Raw genomic sequence first — 15,284 nt, forward strand, 5'->3', positions numbered from 1 at the left:
AAATCAGTGCCTATTTAAAAAGTCTTAAACCTTTAAAATTATAAAGGTAAGAAACTTGTGTCTACGTTACCAGCTGGAGTTCCCATTCCTTTTAAGAACCCATCTAGGTTTCCGCTCTCCATAGAAGCTTTAGTTTCTTCTGGAGTTAAGAATTTAAATCCACTTAAAGTTTCTTTCATGTCAGCAACAGTCATTTCAGAAGCTTTTGACATAGCATTCATATCAGATTTACCTGATCTGTATCTGTCGTTTGCTTCGTGAGTTACTTCGATGAAAGTTCTTAGCATTCCTGGATTTTCTTTCATGAATTTATCTGTAACAGATGTGATATCTATACCTAAGATACCAGCAGCTCTTGCTTCATCTACAGTTAATAATCTTGAACCAACTGCAGTTGCTGCTTTAATTGAGTTACCACCAAATAAACATGCCATTACAACATCACCACTTACTAATGCAGCAGCACCTTCTTCAGGGTCCATTTGAATGATATCCATTTTACTTCTGTCAGCACCAACAACTTTCATACTTTCATCAAAAACGTATTCAGCCATTGTTCCAAGTGGAACAGCAACTTTTTTACCTTCTAATTCAGTAGCGTTAGCTTTTGTAATTCCAGATGCATTTGATGTTACACAAGTAGTTCCACCCATTCCGTATTCCATAGCAATATCCACTAACTTAAGTGGTGCATTTGATTTTACAGCATTGATGAAAGGTACTAAACCTTGTGAGTAAGAAATATCAATATCTCCTGCTAACATTGCATCAGTCATAGCTCCACCGTTAGTGAAGTTTGTCCACTTAACTGGTACACCAAGAGCTTTTGCAAAATTTTTCTTCTGCATGTCCTCTAGATTTGGACTTGGCCATTCTAGAAAGTATGCAACTCTAACTTCAGTAGCTGCAGAGTTTGCAACTGAAATTGAAAGGTTAAGAGCAAAAATAGATCCCAGAATAAAACTTAGTATTTTTTTCATTTATTCCCCTATGTTAATTTAATTAAATTATCGTTATTTAAATTCAATTTTGAGCGGTTGTAAAACAAAAAGATAAGTTCAATTAAAAGTTGTATACATATGACGCATCATTTTGGGTGATCAAAATATTTCTAGCAAACTAATTGATTTAGTCTAATAGTTGGGAATATTTATAACAGTTAATAAAGAGAGAAAAAAAATTTATGAGCTCAGAGACAAGAACTTCAGTTCCAAATTCATTAAATGAACATTGGATGCCGTTTACATCGAATAAAGATTTTAAAGCAAACCCAAGATTAATTACTGAAGCAAAAGGAGTTTATTTAAAAACTCACCATGGAAAAACACAAATTGATGCGAGCTCAGGATTATTTTGCAATCCGTTAGGACATGGAAGAAGAGAAATTACAGAAGCAGTTACTAAACAATTAGAGACTTTAGATTATGCTCAACCATTTCAACAGGGTTTTGGTGGCTCATTTGAATTAGCTACAAAAATTTCAAAACACACTCCAGGTGATTTAAATAAAATGTTTTTTACAATTTGTGGTTCAACTGCTGTTGAAACTGCAATTAAAATTGCAATTGCTTATCATAGAGCAAAAGGAAATGCTCATAGATTTAGATTTGTAGGACGTGAAAGAGGTTATCACGGAATGAACATTGGATGTGTATCAGTTGGTGGAATGATCAATAATGTTAAAACGTTTGCAAGTATATTAATGCCAGGTGTTCAACATATGAGACATACACATTTACCAGAACATAAATTTGTTAGTGGTCAACCTGAAACAGGAGGAGATCTTGCAGATGATTTAGAGAGAATTGCAAGTAACTTTGGACCAGAAAATATTGCAGCATGTATAGTGGAACCTATTGCGGGATCTACTGGAACTTTAGTTCCACCTAAAGGATATTTGCAAAGATTAAGAGAGATTTGTGATAAGCATGGAATTCTTTTAATATTTGATGAAGTAATTACTGGTTGGGGAAGAACAGGTTCTTCTTTTGCAAGCCATGAGTTTGGTGTTACTCCAGACTTAATGACTATGGCTAAAGCAACAACTAACGGAGTTGTTCCGATGGGTGTAGTTGCATGTAAAGATGAAATTTATGATGCAGTAATGGATGCTTCTCCAATGGGATCTGTTGAATTATTTCATGGTTACACTTATTCAGGAATTCCAGTTGCAGTAGCAGCAGGTTTAGCTGTTCAAGATATTTTTGAAAAAGAAGATATTTTTAACAGAGCAAAAAATTTAGCACCTTATTTCCAAAAAGGATTATTTTCTCTTCAAGATTTAGAGTCTGTTGAAAACATAAGAGGTTATGGAATGATGGGTGGTATTGATATGAAAATGAATACTAAACCAGGTAAAGCAGGTTATGAATGTTTTAAAGCTTGTTATGAAGCAGGTGTGAACTTTAAAGCAACTGGTGACTGTCTAATTATCGCTCCTCAATTTATATGTGAAGAAAAACATATAGATGAGATTATTGATAAACTAAGAACAGGTATTACGAACTATCAAAAAAACCAAAAGAACTAATTAGTTTAATTAAAGACATGGAGAGTGCTTATGAAGATAGGCGTACCTAAGGAGATAAAACCTCAAGAAAACAGAATAGGGTTAACACCAGAGAGTGTTAAAACTTTAGTTTCGGAAGGTCATGAAGTTATTGTTGAAAACAATGGTGGGTTTGAAGCTGGATTTGAAAATGATCAATATACAAACGCAGGCGCAAAAATAGCTAGCACTGCAGCTGATATTTTTAATGATGCAGACATAATTGTTAAGGTTAAAGAGCCTCAAAAAGTTGAGGTTGATATGATTAGAGAAAATCAAATTGTTTACACATATCTTCATTTAGCAGCAGCGAAAGAATTAACTGAAGGATTAATTAAATCAAAAAGTGTTAACATTGCTTACGAGACAGTAACAGATGATAATGGGAGATTACCATTATTAGCTCCAATGAGTGCAGTTGCAGGACGTATGTCAGTACAAGCTGGTGCTCACTGTTTAGAAAAAAATCAAAGTGGAAGAGGACTTTTGTTAGGTGGTGCCCCAGGTGTTACTGGTGGAACTGTAGTTATTTTAGGCGGTGGTGTTGTAGGTGAAAACGCAGCAGTAATAGCAACAGGAATGCAAGCTAAAGTGCATATCGTTGATAAATCAGAAGCTAGATTAAAACAATTAGTAGAAATGTTTGGTGATAAAATTATTCCAGAGGAAAGTGATAAAATTGATCTTCCAAAATTAGTTTCTGAAGCAGACTTATTAGTTGGAGGTGTTTTAATTCCAGGTGCTGAAGCACCAAAATTAGTTACTAAAGACATGATCAAAAGTATGAAAAGAGGATCTGTTATAGTTGATGTTGCAATTGATCAAGGTGGATGTGTTGAAACAAGCAAACCAACTACTCACGGTGAACCAACTTATATTGTTGATGATGTTGTTCATTATTGTGTAGCAAATATGCCTGGTGGAGTTCCAAGAACTTCTACTTTAGCTTTAAACAATGCAACGTTACCTTATCTAGTTAAACTTGCTAACAATGGTTATCAAAAAGCATTGAGTGAAGATAAAAACTTTTTGGCTGGATTAAATGTTCACAAAGGAATGGTTACTTATAAGGCAGTTGCAGATGTATTTGGTCACAACTTTGTAGATCCAGGAGAAGCTGTCAAACATTAGTAATGGAAAAAAAGTATCCTTCTAGCACAAAGGTAGTTGTTGTTGGAGGTGGAGTTATTGGTTGCTCTGTTGCTTATCATTTAACGAAATTTGGTTGGAATGATGTTGTTCTTTTAGAAAGAGATCAATTAACATCAGGTACAACTTGGCATGCAGCAGGACTAGTTAGTCAATTAGGTCCAACAGCAGCTGTTACAAAAATTAGAAAATATACTTTAGATCTTTATAAAAAATTAGAGAAAGAAGTTGATCACTCTGCAGGTTTAAGAATTAATGGAGCTTTATCTATTGCTCAAACAGATGCTAGATGGCAAGAACTTCAAAGACAAGCAACTACGGCTCAATTGTATGATGTTGATATTAAGATTTTAGATAAAGATCAAATTAAGAAAAATTATCCAATCATGTACACAGAGGATTTAAAAGGTGGAGTTTTAATGCCAGGTGATGGTGCAGCTGATCCAAGTGGTGTTACACACATGTTAGCAAAAGGTGCAAGATTAGGTGGAGCAAAATTATTTGAGCAATCACCTGTTGAAACAATATTAACTAAAAATGGTAGAGTTAGTGGTGTTAGAGTTAATGGGCAAGATATTGAATGTGAATATGTGGTCCTTGCAACAGGCATGTGGTCTAGACAAATTGGAGAAAAAATAGGAGTTAGTATTCCTTTATATCCTGCAGAACATTTTTATGTAATTACAGAACCAATTGAAAATCTTTCACCAACATTACCTGTAATAAGAGATTTTGACAGCAGCACTTATATTAAAGAAGATGCTGGAAAACTTTTAATTGGAATATTTGAAGGTAAATCAATCCCAGCATTTAAAGATACCAACAAAGTTCCAGAAGATTTTTCATTTGGTGAATTTCCAGAAAATTTTGATCATTTTGAACCATATTTAGAAAAATCCATGAAGCGATTTCCAGTTTTAGAGCAAGCTGGAATTAGAAAGTTTTTTTCAGGACCAGAATCTTTTACGCCTGATACCAATTCTTTATTGGGTGAAGTTCCTGAGGTTAAAAATTTATTTGTTAGCTGTGGTTTGAATAGCATTGGTATTGGTAGTGGAGGAGGAGTTGGAAAAGTAACTGCAGAATGGTTAATGACTGGCCATATTAACGAAGATATTTTTAATTATGATATTAAGAGATTTCAAAAGTTTCATTCAGAATTAGGTTTTATTAAAGATCGTATTACGGAGTCACTTGGAGATTTGTATGGAATGCATTGGCCTTATAAACAACATAAAACATCAAGAAATGTAAAAAAACTACCATACCACAATGAATTAAAAAGTTTTGGTGCATGCTTTGGAGTTTCAGCTGGATACGAAAGACCAATGTGGTTTGCTCTTGATGGAGAAAAAGCAGAGTATGAATACAGTTATAATTACCAAAACTGGTATCCATCAGTTGAATACGAAACTAACAACACACTAACAAATGTTGGTCTATATGATTTGTCTCCTTTCTCTAAATTTGAAATTAAATCCGAGAAAGCACATGAAGATCTTCAGAGAATTTGCACATCAAATATAAAACAGGAACCTGGAAAATGTACTTATACTCATATGCTCAATAAAGATGGAGGAATAGAGACAGATCTTACAGTAGTTTGTATTGATCAAAATCATTTTAGAATAATTAGTTCTGCAGCAACAAGAGAAAGAGATAAATTTCATATTAAAAAGCATCTATCGGATAATGTTGAGTTAACTGACATTACTGATGATTATTGTGTGTTTGGAATATTTGGGCCAAAGAGTAGGCTGTTAATGCAAGATTTAAGTTCAGATGATTTTAGTAATGAAAATTTTAAGTTTGCGAATTCAAAATATATAGAAATTAACGGAACTAAAATATGGACCCAAAGATTATCTTACGTTGGAGAGTTAGGTTATGAGCTTTATGTTAAAAATTCTGATTCTAAAAATATATATGAGAAATTAATAGAAAAAGGTAAAAAATATAATTTATCTAATTGTGGAATGCATGCGTTAGATACTATGAGAATGGAAAGTGGTTTTTTACATTGGGGCCATGATATTTCACCAGAGGAAAATCAATACCAAGCAGGTCTTAACTTTACAATTAGCTATAAGAAAGAATTTAATTTTATTGGAAGAGAAGCACTAGAAAAAATTAAAGATAAAAAAGTAGATAGGAAATTTGCTATGTTTGTCCTTAAAAATAATGAACCAGGAAAACCTCTTCTGCTTCACGATGAACCAATCTATTTTGATGATAAAATAGTTGGAAGAACTACATCGGGAAATTATTCTTTTAACTTCAAAAAAAATCTTGCATTTGGTTATATAAATAATGACTATACAGATGAAGAACTTCTAAATGGAAATATTTCAATAGAAATTGAAAAAATCAAATATCCTGCTGAAATTATCTTTAAACCATTAAAGCAAACTAATTTTAAAAATAGTTAATTAAAAAATTATTGGTATTTAGCTGCAGTTATAAATTCACTGAAACTTTCACACCAAATAACTACGGTATTGTATTTACTTACGTCTACATTTGAAGGAACATCAATTACAAAATTTTCAAAACTTTTGACCTCTCCAACATATTTGGCTGCATCTTTAATTGGTAAAAATTCATCTTCATGTTGTGTAAATTCATTAGTTAGATAAAGTTTGTAATCAGGTCCAGGTGAAATTGAACCGTTAACTGTAATTTTTTTGTTTGAGATTGTAACTTTTGCTTCTCCCCAATGAAATGGATCACTTCCTCTTAAATCTCTTACAAACTCAGTTTGATATTGAGATTTATTTTCATACTCATTAATTTTACTTACCTCGACTGACTCTGGTGCAGTTAAAATTGGTAGAAAATATACACCTAAACCAAACCCAATTATTAAAAAGAAAAAGTGACTGATAAATAGAAAAGTAATTTTTTTTTTCATAAGAAATTTACTTATAGTTGAAAGAGTTAATAAATGTAGTATAAATCTTTCACTTTATGGCGGGGTAGCTCAGTTGGTTAGAGCGCGGGACTCATAAGCCCGAGGTCAGTGGTTCTTGCCCTCATTCCCATTACCTTTTAATCGTTTTTAGTGTCATTGGTCCACACTTGGTCACACAAGAAAGGATATATGGCAAGTTATAGAAGAAGAAATGGCAAGTGGAGTGCCCGAATAAGGCTTAATAAAGATAAACAAATCTCAAAAACATATATCTTAAAAGAGGATGCAGTTAAGTGGGCAAGAGAATGTGAGATTAAAATTCAAAAAGGTTTAATAGAAGATTTAAATCAAGCAGATCAGATCACTTTAAAGGAATTGCTTCAAAGATATAAAAAAGATGAAACAATTAAGAAAAAGGGATTTAAAGAAGAAAGTTATAAAATTGATAAACTCTGCAGACAAGAGATAGCAAATATCAAATTATCAAAACTTACAGTCTTAAAAATAAGAGAGTTCCGTGATGCGTGGTTATTGGACCACGGACCATCATCTGTAAATAAATACACGACACTAATTTCGATGGCGATTAAGTACGGGCAGGAAACTCTTGCAATTTATTTACCCAAAAATCCTTGTGAATTTATTAAACGACTAAGAGAACCTGAGTTTAAAGGGGAAGTTATTGAGCCTGATGAAGAGAAAGTTCTTTTAGAAAAAGCAAAGTATTCAAAAGCTAAATGGTTAAAGTTAGTTATTATACTTGGTTTAGATTGTGGAATGAGACGAGGAGAAATTCTAAAAATTAGAAGAGAGGATATAGACTTTAATAAACATACTGTGATTTTAAGAGAAACTAAAAATGGTTTATCTAGAAGAGTAGGTTTATCTAAAAGAGCTATGGAAGAAATCAATAAACTTCCTATCAATATCAACGGGAAATTAATTAATTGTGAGAGAGGGGATACAGTTGATTTTTATTGGCAACAGTTAAAGAAATGGACTGGAATTAATAAAAGATTTCACTCAACAAGGCATACCTTTGCAACAAGAGCATCTATGAATGGTTGGAGTATTACTGAAATATCAGCTCAAGGTGGATGGAAAGATCTTAAAGTATTGAAAAGATATACTCATATTTCAGCTGAGCATTTAGCTAAGAAATTAAGCAAATAGACTCTCTGTTCAAGATTTGGTAATCTTGGCTTATGGTTAGATTTAATTTGTGGACTTGGTCTAATTCTTTGAGGGTTTGGAAGGCAGCGTTAAAAAAAGAAGAGTTAAGTTATTCTGAAAAAGCAATAAATAAGGGAATTTCATATTTAGAAAACGATGTTTGTGATGCTTTATCTGAAGCGTGTGAAAAAAAAAAATTATACCTAATAAAGGAATTATATTTAGAAAATTTGACACAAAGATTAATGGAATAATATTTCAAAATTTGAGAGATTATTATGATGGTGGCGTTGCTGATTTTCAAACATTTTTAATTGATGTATTTTTTTATTATTTTGGAAAATCAAATACTGATTTAATGCAGGATGAATTTTCTTATTTTAAAAAACTTTTTGATGATATGCCTAATGATTTTAAAAAGGGAATTTCTTTAGCTAAAAAAAATAAAAATAAAAAAAAATTGCTAACTATAGAATTTTTGAATAGTAGGTACTTGAAAAATTAAGTTATGAAAGAAAAAGATATCTATAATTTGAATAAATCTCTTTATAAAAGTTTTTCCCGAGAAATCTTGAGTGCAACACAATATATAAACAATCTATACCCAGATTTTGACAGTGGTAAAAAAGTTTTTGAAAATACAGAAAAATTTAAAAATGGAAAAGAAATTTGGATGGCCAATAATGATGGCCATGAATTTTGCCATTTTGAAAATGAATATAAGAATGGATATGTATTTTTTTTTAAGATTTGGTATCCAAATCATGCAAAAATTCATTATAACTTACCCAATGTAACATCTCGATTATATTTAGCATTTCAAGAGAGGCTATATTCTAATGATATTCCAGAATTAAAAGGATATCCTGATGTTGACCTTTTTCGGATCGAGTATAATCGTGGTCTCGATACATTGTTTGGTTTTGGCAATGATAGAAAATCTTTTTATGAGCTAAAAAAAGATGAGGCAATAAGTAAATTGAAAAAAATAATTTTAGACCATGCAAAAGTTATTGAAAAATCTGAAAAAAAATTTTTAAAATGAATTTCATTCAAAACTATTTCCAAAAAAGAACAAATATTATGGTTGCTAATCAAGACTATGAATTAGCTCAGGAATTTATGAATATGGATTTTTCATTTGGATTAAATCAAGATGGTAGTATGAAAGATGGAAAAACAGTTGGGGCATATTTGTTTCAAATGGAGGGTATATTTTTAGATCTGACTGATAGAACATTAAGTCATCCAAGAGTACCTTACGCACACGAAGAAAGAGGTGGAAAATTTGCTAATTTAGTTAAAGAATTTGGTTTTGGTAATAGAAAAATAATTTGGAAACCTTCAGATTTATTTGATTTAGATGCTTATATGGATGCTCATTGGTTTCCAGAGCAGCTAGAAATGTATCATTTAGAATACAAGGAGATGCAAGACGCCAAAGATCTATATTGTGAAAGATCTATCAGTTTTTTAGACTATTTTTTCAAACGACTTGATATTTATAGAGCTTGTGAGATGCCTACTTTTCTAAAATACTATAGAGGCGTTGATTTAAACAAATACAAAGACAAAATCAGAAGAATTACAGATGATTACCCTTATCAAAATGAGAGAGGTGAATTTATTTGAAAAATCTGAGGATAACTCATTATCTTATTTTGAAATCTTAAATTCTATTTGTTAGCTTCAGAAGTAAACAAAATGCTTCAGACCAATCAAATACGTATGAATTTAACTGAAAAATTAAAAGATTTAGAGACTAAAATAATAGAAACTAGGTTCAAAAAGAGAAAACATAGAGAAAAGGTTGAGAAGCGAGAAAAAGAAATTCATCAAAAAGTAATTAAAATTTGGAACAAAGAAGTATTAAACAATAAAAGTTTTCACTCCAAATTAAATCAAATCTTATCTACTTTTAAAAAAATAGATCCTAAGAACAAAAGATATTTTTGGAAAATATTTGAATTTGATATTTCTAAAAAAGAAAATTTAAAAGATAATTTTACTTTTTATATTAATAATGAAAGATCTTCTCTACAACTAAATTTAAGTGGTCTTTATACGGATATAAATGTTAATGGTGAAAGTTTTAAGATAGATAACGTTCAAAAAGCAAAAGAAATCTATTTAAATGATATAATAGAAATTTTTAGGGACCAGAATTAAAAACTTGAGTGTGAGCAATCATCAGATTAAAATTTTAAAATAATATTATGAATATAGGAAACGGATTAAAAGCAATTGTTAATGTTGCGTTCTGGTTATGGGTAATATTAGGTGCTTTAATTATCATAGGTGGATTTAATAAAGATAGCTCAGGTCAGATATTATTTGGAGTTATTGGTGGAATATTTGCACCAATAATAATCAGATTGGTGATTTTTTACATTATAAATTCTTTTAAATGAAGAAAGATTTTAATTAGAAACCTAATGCAACAAACAAAAGTAAGTCTTTTAATTTTTATATTTTTTATCAGCTTATTTTTAATATCTACAGTATCTGCTCATTCTGGTAGAACTAACTCAAAAGGATGTCATAATAAAAAAAGTGACAACACTTATCACTGTCATAAAAAAAATAAAAAAAGTAAAGAGACCAAAATTACATCAACCAAAATTAGAGTTATAGATGGAGATACAATTCACCTTGGGAATAAAAAAATTCGTTTCTCAGGGATAGATGCTCCTGAGAAAAACCAAACATGCAGCTTAAATGGAGAAACAATTTTCTGTGGAATTATTGCAAAAAAAAAATTAGAGCAAAAAATTTCTAAAAATATTGTAAAATGCGTTAAGGAAGGATTAGATCGGTACAATAGAATCATCGCAGAATGTTTTGTTAATGATCAAAGCTTGTCGTCATTTCTTGTTCGCTCTGGATATGCTTTTGCTTACAAAAAATATTCAAATAAATTTGTCGAGGACGAAAATTATGCAAAAACAAATAAATTAGGATTATGGAATACAATTTTTGAATATCCTTGGAAATTCAGGGAAAAAAGGTAGTTTTTTATAATTTTATATTAGGTTACATTAAATTACTGTTAGAATAAAACAAATGTCTATAAAAAACTCCCTATTTAAATTTCCAGATATTTTTAAAAAAAAATCATTGGATGCGCTGACAAACTCTTCCACTGAGTTTCCTTTGTTAGATGTAGAGTCGCTTTGTGAAGAGTGGCGAGTTGCAAAAATAGGCGAAGATGATGGAAAAAAAAATATACCTTCTTCATCAACAACTTCCCACGGCTCTAACGAACAGCAAATTATAGCTAGTTTCTCAGGTGTTTTGACTGAAAGAAAAAATCAAGCAATATCTCATGTTCAGGATTTAGACAGGCAATTTGGGAACATGAAACTTAGTGAAATGGTATCTCAACTTAATACTTTTGCAAGAAATGCAAAGAATTCATTTGAAAAAGTTATTCAAAAGGCTGCAGATAAATTGCAGCAATCAAAATCAAGTTATGAAAGTTTTAATAAAAAATATGAAAAATTTAAAAATGAAAATGAATTGGAATACGAGCCACATTATCCACCAAGTCGGGTATTGCTATTTTCAATTTTATTTATTGAGGTTCTGGTAGAGACTTTCTTTAACTTTAGTTTTTTTAAAGATGTTTCAGAAGATTATATTATTGGAGGAGTAATAACTGCATTTTTTCTTTCATTAATAAATGTAGGTGTCTTAGGCTGGTTCTTTGGAAAAAATTGTTTCTGGTACAAAAATCACGTCAATAATAATAAAAGATTGTTTGGCTGGTCGTCTTTTGGAGTTTTTATAATTCTAGCTATTGTGCTTAATTACTTTGTTGCAAATTATAGAGCTATAGCAACAAAAGCTACAGTAAATGAAACAGCTTTCAAATTTAATGAAGTTTTTGATAACATGTTTTCACTAATCCACCCACTAAGTTTAAATGATTTATTTCTTTTTCTTATTGGATTTGTAGCTGCAATTATAGCTTTTGTTACTTCTTATAACGTGGATGACAATTATCCTGGATATGGAAAAATTCATAGACAACTTCAAGATATACGACAAGAATACAATGAAACTAAAAATATTATTGAAGAAGAATTAGACTCTATACAAAAACAACAAATAAGAGATGTTTCAAAATTATCTGACGATTTAAGAGTAAATTATAATATGTCAACTTCAATAATTGCAGACGAAGAGACATATTTGTTAAAATTAAAAAATAGTCACAGATATCTAGAACAGACATGCAATGTATGTTTGCGAAAATATCAAGAAAACAACGAGTCTAATAGAAATAAACCTAAACCAAAATATTTTGGGAAAAAATATAAATTTAATGATGATTTAAAAATTAAAAATAATTTAAAAGAAAATAAAAATATTCTAAAAAAAGCTTCTGTGTATGTTGATCAAATAGGAGTGCACCTAACAAACGCTAAAAATGAAATTACAAATAATTATGAAGCAGCTAGAGATAGATTTAGAGTAGTTGAAAACAAAAACAAACTTAATTAATGAGCTTTAAAGATAAAAAAAGATCAGGAGATTTAATGGGTTATTTAATAATAGCCGTTGTATCTGTCGCGTTTATATTTGGTGGTGTATATTTTTTTATTAATGAAGAAAAAAAAGTCAAAATAGACCCAAAAACATTTTGTCCTAAAGAAAATAAAGAAAATTATGGAAAAACAGTTGTTCTATTAGATTTAACTGACGCTCTCAACAAGGCTCAAAAAGAATTCTTTTTAAAGGAAATTCAAGAATTAAAAAGTAATTTACCAAAACACCATAGCCTCACAATTTATAACTTAGACGAAAGTCTAGATTTAAATACGAATAGAAAGATCAATATGTGTAATCCTGGCACAATAGAGGATATTAGTACCACGTACCAAAAGATTTCTATTAATCCAAAAGAAATAACAAAAAGATGGAACGAAGGTTTTTCTAATCAAATAACAAATGTAATTAATAACATCATAATAGAAGAAGATGGTCAAAGTTCTTCTCCGGTAATGGAGATGTTTCAATTGATTGCTTTAAATGAATTTAAAGGCTTTGAGGGTGTAGATAACAATATAATTATTTTTTCAGACATGATTCAAAATACAAGACAGATGTCTATGTATCAAAATGGATTAACTCCTTTTAAAGAGTTTAAAAAGAGTGAATATTATAAAAAAGTACATACAAATCTTGAGTCAAATGTAGCCATAGAGCTTTTGGTTATTCAAAGAGATGGCTCCAGGAATATGCAAAGAACCAAGCAGTTTACAAATTTTTGGGTTCAATTTTTTGTAAATGGAAATAAAGCTAAAGATTTTAAACTTACCTTTGTTGATGGATAGATATTATGAAAAAAGTAAAAAAATTTTATTTTGATAAATTAGATGATAGTTCCGTAAAATATGTATTCTTTGGAACATATTTAATTGGAGCAATTGTAATAGCTTTAGGATTTAAAATTCCTGGAGAATTTACAACAACTTTTATCTTATTTGGTCTAATGATCTTTTATTTGTTTGGAGTACTATTTCTAAATAAAAAATTTAATAAATTTGTCCGTGATGAACAGTTGGGTGATAGTTTTTACTATTTGGGGTTTTTGTATACATTAACAGCTTTAGCAGTTTCCTTGTTTGGTATTGATGAAGATGTAAATGATTTACTAAAAAACTTTGGTATAGCAATAACAACAACATTGGTTGGTTTAATTGGAAGAATAGTCCTTAGTCAATTTCGTGAAAATCTAGATGAAATTAAAGAAAAAGCTGAAGCTCAAATTTCAGAGTCGGCTCGTAAATTAAATACTCAACTTATTGCATCAATAGACATATTAAAAAACCAATCTGTTAATATTTCAAAAAACACTGATAAAGCTTTGCAGGATAGTTCATCTAGTTTAAGAAAATACATGGAGGAAAATAGCAAGATACTTCAAGATAGTACCCAAAAATCTAAAGAGGTTATTGATGAATTTAATATCAAAGCGAGCGATATTACAAAAAAAATTTCTAAAATAAATATACCGACAGATAAATTTGTGGAATTTCAAGATGCTACAGATAGTATAGTAAGAACTTTAAATGATTTAGAAGCTGGTTTAAAAAAAAGTTCTGCAGAAAGTGAAATACATAAGGTTTCAGAAAATTTTAAATCATTAAATGCATCTATTTCAAATCAATCAAAACTTCTTAATGAGGAATTTGCAAATAGTAAGGAAACTCTAGAAGCTCTCTCTAAAAATTTAGTAAATGTTGCGAAATTTATTTCGGATAATTTAAAAAAAAATAAGTGATTAATCTCAGAGAACGTAGACGGCAGTTATTAAATCTTACTATCACTGAGATAATTTTAATTTTATTGTTTTTAATTTTATTAATTACAGCTTCACTAATTCAGAAAAACAAAGATTTAGAGAATGAAGTTGAAAATTTAAGATTATTAAATGAAGAGTTTAAAAATTTAGATGTTAATTCAGCTAGGCTTGTTGAATTTAGAAAATTTGAGGATGCGATAAAAGAATTAAAAGAAAATAATGGTGACTTTGCTGATATGGAAATAGAAGAAATTATAGGCGAATTAGTCTTAGCTAGAGATAATTATAACGAAATTAAGGAGAAAGAAAGCGAGATTGCAAAGTTGATGAATAAATTAGAGGATTATGAGAAAACTAGAGATCAACTTGCATATTACAAAGAACGATTTGGTAATGATTATCCTCCATGCTGGAAGAAAGAAGGCAGCATGAGCAGGCCAGAATATTTATATGATGCTATTATCAACGATGTTGGAATAGTGTTATTAAATACTGACAATAGATACCCCCATAGAATTGCTGAAAGAAAAGAACTTCCTTTAAATAGTATAGTGGAAAATGTTTCTCTAAATTCTTATCAATTTTTAAATCAAACAAAAGAAATTTTTGAATTAACTAAAGAAACTTGCAGACATTATCTTCTAGTTAAAGATCAGTCTGGAAATAATAAAAATCATTTTAAAGAATACCTAAGTGCAATTGAGGATCGGTTTTATAAATATGAAGATAAGTAACAAAGATAAAATCAATGAACATTTCAATGAAATTAAATCTGAAACTATATTTATGGCTTTAAAAGAAAGAAAATTCAAAGGTATAAAAAGATATGAAATTAATCATTTGTTAAAAACTTATAATATGAATCAAGTTTTTTCATATTTGAAGATTAGATATAAAAAAAATAATTTATTAAAATTCTATGCAATTTCGTTAATTTTATTATTAATAACTTTTTCAAGCTTTGTTGCTTATAATCATTTGATTTTAGAAAATTATATTTTAATCGATTATTTAAATTTAAAATTTATTAATAGTTTTAATTTTGTAAGTTTTTTCAATATTTTATTAATTTTGATAATTTTAAATATTTTTTTATGTTTATATGAATTGGTAATACGAGTTTTTAATTTAAGGTTTGTTAGAAAAATAAAATAGTCTAAGCGAATTTAATATAGGAATAATCTTTTCATTTT

General features: G+C 29.6%; 18 protein-coding genes. 16 read left to right on the forward strand and 2 right to left on the reverse strand.

Annotated features, from left to right (window positions below):
• Positions 1-38 precede the first annotated feature (38 nt).
• The gene (locus tag ACTTAS_RS01505; RefSeq protein WP_440614218.1) at positions 39-980 is read right to left on the reverse strand and encodes an ABC transporter substrate-binding protein; all 942 of its coding nucleotides are present in this window, start codon (positions 978-980) and stop codon (positions 39-41) included.
• A gap of 203 nt (positions 981-1,183) precedes the next feature.
• Here ACTTAS_RS01505 and ACTTAS_RS01510 point away from each other — a divergent pair, with 203 nt between their 5' ends.
• Genes ACTTAS_RS01510 through ACTTAS_RS01520 form a run of 3 tightly spaced genes read left to right on the forward strand, consistent with a single transcriptional unit; the run spans position 1,184 to position 6,126 of the window.
• Positions 1,184-2,530 carry an aspartate aminotransferase family protein gene (locus ACTTAS_RS01510; protein WP_075505902.1) on the forward strand — a complete coding sequence of 449 codons (1,347 nt, stop codon included), beginning with the start codon at positions 1,184-1,186 and terminating at the stop codon, positions 2,528-2,530.
• A 30-nt stretch (positions 2,531-2,560) separates the two neighbouring features.
• Positions 2,561-3,679, forward strand: a complete 1,119-nt coding sequence (gene ald, locus ACTTAS_RS01515) for an alanine dehydrogenase (protein ID WP_440678075.1) — start codon at positions 2,561-2,563, stop codon at positions 3,677-3,679.
• Between the two features lie 2 nt (positions 3,680-3,681).
• Positions 3,682-6,126: a GcvT family protein gene (locus ACTTAS_RS01520; RefSeq protein WP_440678076.1), complete on the forward strand. Its 2,445-nt coding sequence runs from the start codon at positions 3,682-3,684 to the stop codon at positions 6,124-6,126.
• 8 nt (positions 6,127-6,134) lie between these two features.
• Here ACTTAS_RS01520 and ACTTAS_RS01525 read toward each other — a convergent pair whose 3' ends face one another.
• Positions 6,135-6,608 (reverse strand): DM13 domain-containing protein, encoded by a 474-nt coding sequence (locus ACTTAS_RS01525; RefSeq protein ID WP_440678078.1) that lies wholly within the window; start codon positions 6,606-6,608, stop codon positions 6,135-6,137.
• Between the two features lie 189 nt (positions 6,609-6,797).
• Between ACTTAS_RS01525 and ACTTAS_RS01530 the strand changes: the two genes are divergently transcribed.
• The 13 genes from ACTTAS_RS01530 to ACTTAS_RS01590 all read left to right on the forward strand — a co-directional run bounded on the left by ACTTAS_RS01530 (position 6,798) and on the right by ACTTAS_RS01590 (position 15,246).
• Entirely contained in the window at positions 6,798-7,781 is a 984-nt protein-coding gene (locus ACTTAS_RS01530) for a tyrosine-type recombinase/integrase (RefSeq protein ID WP_440678079.1), read from the forward strand.
• A 32-nt stretch (positions 7,782-7,813) separates the two neighbouring features.
• On the forward strand, positions 7,814-8,035 hold the full coding sequence (locus tag ACTTAS_RS01535; RefSeq protein WP_440678080.1) for a hypothetical protein: 222 nt from the start codon (positions 7,814-7,816) through the stop codon (positions 8,033-8,035).
• A gap of 11 nt (positions 8,036-8,046) precedes the next feature.
• Complete coding sequence (locus ACTTAS_RS01540) at positions 8,047-8,286, forward strand: hypothetical protein (RefSeq protein WP_440678081.1); 240 nt, start codon at positions 8,047-8,049, stop codon at positions 8,284-8,286.
• A 3-nt stretch (positions 8,287-8,289) separates the two neighbouring features.
• Positions 8,290-8,826 (forward strand): hypothetical protein, encoded by a 537-nt coding sequence (locus ACTTAS_RS01545; protein WP_440678082.1) that lies wholly within the window; start codon positions 8,290-8,292, stop codon positions 8,824-8,826.
• A complete protein-coding gene (locus tag ACTTAS_RS01550; protein WP_440678083.1) occupies positions 8,823-9,413 on the forward strand; it encodes a hypothetical protein in 591 nt (196 codons plus the stop codon). The genes ACTTAS_RS01545 and ACTTAS_RS01550 overlap by 4 nt, the downstream gene beginning before the upstream one ends.
• A 96-nt stretch (positions 9,414-9,509) precedes the next feature.
• Positions 9,510-9,950, forward strand: coding sequence for a hypothetical protein (locus ACTTAS_RS01555; RefSeq protein ID WP_440678084.1), 441 nt, complete (start codon positions 9,510-9,512; stop codon positions 9,948-9,950).
• A gap of 47 nt (positions 9,951-9,997) precedes the next feature.
• On the forward strand, positions 9,998-10,192 hold the full coding sequence (locus tag ACTTAS_RS01560) for a hypothetical protein (protein ID WP_440678085.1): 195 nt from the start codon (positions 9,998-10,000) through the stop codon (positions 10,190-10,192).
• 24 nt (positions 10,193-10,216) lie between these two features.
• Complete coding sequence (locus ACTTAS_RS01565; protein ID WP_440678086.1) at positions 10,217-10,792, forward strand: thermonuclease family protein; 576 nt, start codon at positions 10,217-10,219, stop codon at positions 10,790-10,792.
• Between the two features lie 52 nt (positions 10,793-10,844).
• Complete coding sequence (locus ACTTAS_RS01570) at positions 10,845-12,287, forward strand: hypothetical protein (RefSeq protein WP_440678087.1); 1,443 nt, start codon at positions 10,845-10,847, stop codon at positions 12,285-12,287.
• Positions 12,287-13,120 carry a hypothetical protein gene (locus ACTTAS_RS01575; protein WP_440678088.1) on the forward strand — a complete coding sequence of 278 codons (834 nt, stop codon included), beginning with the start codon at positions 12,287-12,289 and terminating at the stop codon, positions 13,118-13,120. Before ACTTAS_RS01570 ends, ACTTAS_RS01575 begins: the two co-directional genes overlap by 1 nt.
• A gap of 5 nt (positions 13,121-13,125) precedes the next feature.
• Complete coding sequence (locus ACTTAS_RS01580) at positions 13,126-14,070, forward strand: hypothetical protein (RefSeq protein ID WP_440678089.1); 945 nt, start codon at positions 13,126-13,128, stop codon at positions 14,068-14,070.
• The gene (locus tag ACTTAS_RS01585) at positions 14,067-14,825 is read left to right on the forward strand and encodes a hypothetical protein (RefSeq protein WP_440678090.1); all 759 of its coding nucleotides are present in this window, start codon (positions 14,067-14,069) and stop codon (positions 14,823-14,825) included. The genes ACTTAS_RS01580 and ACTTAS_RS01585 overlap by 4 nt, the downstream gene beginning before the upstream one ends.
• Positions 14,812-15,246 carry a hypothetical protein gene (locus ACTTAS_RS01590; protein ID WP_440678091.1) on the forward strand — a complete coding sequence of 145 codons (435 nt, stop codon included), beginning with the start codon at positions 14,812-14,814 and terminating at the stop codon, positions 15,244-15,246. The genes ACTTAS_RS01585 and ACTTAS_RS01590 overlap by 14 nt, the downstream gene beginning before the upstream one ends.
• Positions 15,247-15,284 lie beyond the last annotated feature (38 nt).

This window comes from Candidatus Pelagibacter sp. HIMB1611 (assembly GCF_052047715.1).
GTDB lineage: Bacteria > Pseudomonadota > Alphaproteobacteria > Pelagibacterales > Pelagibacteraceae > Pelagibacter.

Excerpts from the sequence above, each read along its gene's own strand:
- ACTTAS_RS01565 (WP_440678086.1), top strand. The coding sequence starts at position 10,217 with ATGCAACAAACAAAAGTAAGTCTTTTAATTTTTATATTTTTTATCAGC.
- ACTTAS_RS01580 (WP_440678089.1), top strand. The coding sequence starts at position 13,126 with ATGAAAAAAGTAAAAAAATTTTATTTTGATAAATTAGATGATAGTTCC.
- ACTTAS_RS01570 (WP_440678087.1), top strand. The coding sequence starts at position 10,845 with ATGTCTATAAAAAACTCCCTATTTAAATTTCCAGATATTTTTAAAAAA.
- ACTTAS_RS01535 (WP_440678080.1), top strand. The coding sequence starts at position 7,814 with ATGGTTAGATTTAATTTGTGGACTTGGTCTAATTCTTTGAGGGTTTGG.
- ACTTAS_RS01530 (WP_440678079.1), top strand. The coding sequence starts at position 6,798 with ATGGCAAGTTATAGAAGAAGAAATGGCAAGTGGAGTGCCCGAATAAGG.
- ACTTAS_RS01520 (WP_440678076.1), top strand. The coding sequence starts at position 3,682 with ATGGAAAAAAAGTATCCTTCTAGCACAAAGGTAGTTGTTGTTGGAGGT.
- ACTTAS_RS01505 (WP_440614218.1), bottom strand. The coding sequence starts at position 980 with ATGAAAAAAATACTAAGTTTTATTCTGGGATCTATTTTTGCTCTTAAC.
- ACTTAS_RS01545 (WP_440678082.1), top strand. The coding sequence starts at position 8,290 with ATGAAAGAAAAAGATATCTATAATTTGAATAAATCTCTTTATAAAAGT.
- ACTTAS_RS01575 (WP_440678088.1), top strand. The coding sequence starts at position 12,287 with ATGAGCTTTAAAGATAAAAAAAGATCAGGAGATTTAATGGGTTATTTA.
- ACTTAS_RS01550 (WP_440678083.1), top strand. The coding sequence starts at position 8,823 with ATGAATTTCATTCAAAACTATTTCCAAAAAAGAACAAATATTATGGTT.
- ACTTAS_RS01555 (WP_440678084.1), top strand. The coding sequence starts at position 9,510 with ATGAATTTAACTGAAAAATTAAAAGATTTAGAGACTAAAATAATAGAA.
- ACTTAS_RS01560 (WP_440678085.1), top strand. The coding sequence starts at position 9,998 with ATGAATATAGGAAACGGATTAAAAGCAATTGTTAATGTTGCGTTCTGG.
- ACTTAS_RS01590 (WP_440678091.1), top strand. The coding sequence starts at position 14,812 with ATGAAGATAAGTAACAAAGATAAAATCAATGAACATTTCAATGAAATT.
- ald (WP_440678075.1), top strand. The coding sequence starts at position 2,561 with ATGAAGATAGGCGTACCTAAGGAGATAAAACCTCAAGAAAACAGAATA.
- ACTTAS_RS01525 (WP_440678078.1), bottom strand. The coding sequence starts at position 6,608 with ATGAAAAAAAAAATTACTTTTCTATTTATCAGTCACTTTTTCTTTTTA.
- ACTTAS_RS01510 (WP_075505902.1), top strand. The coding sequence starts at position 1,184 with ATGAGCTCAGAGACAAGAACTTCAGTTCCAAATTCATTAAATGAACAT.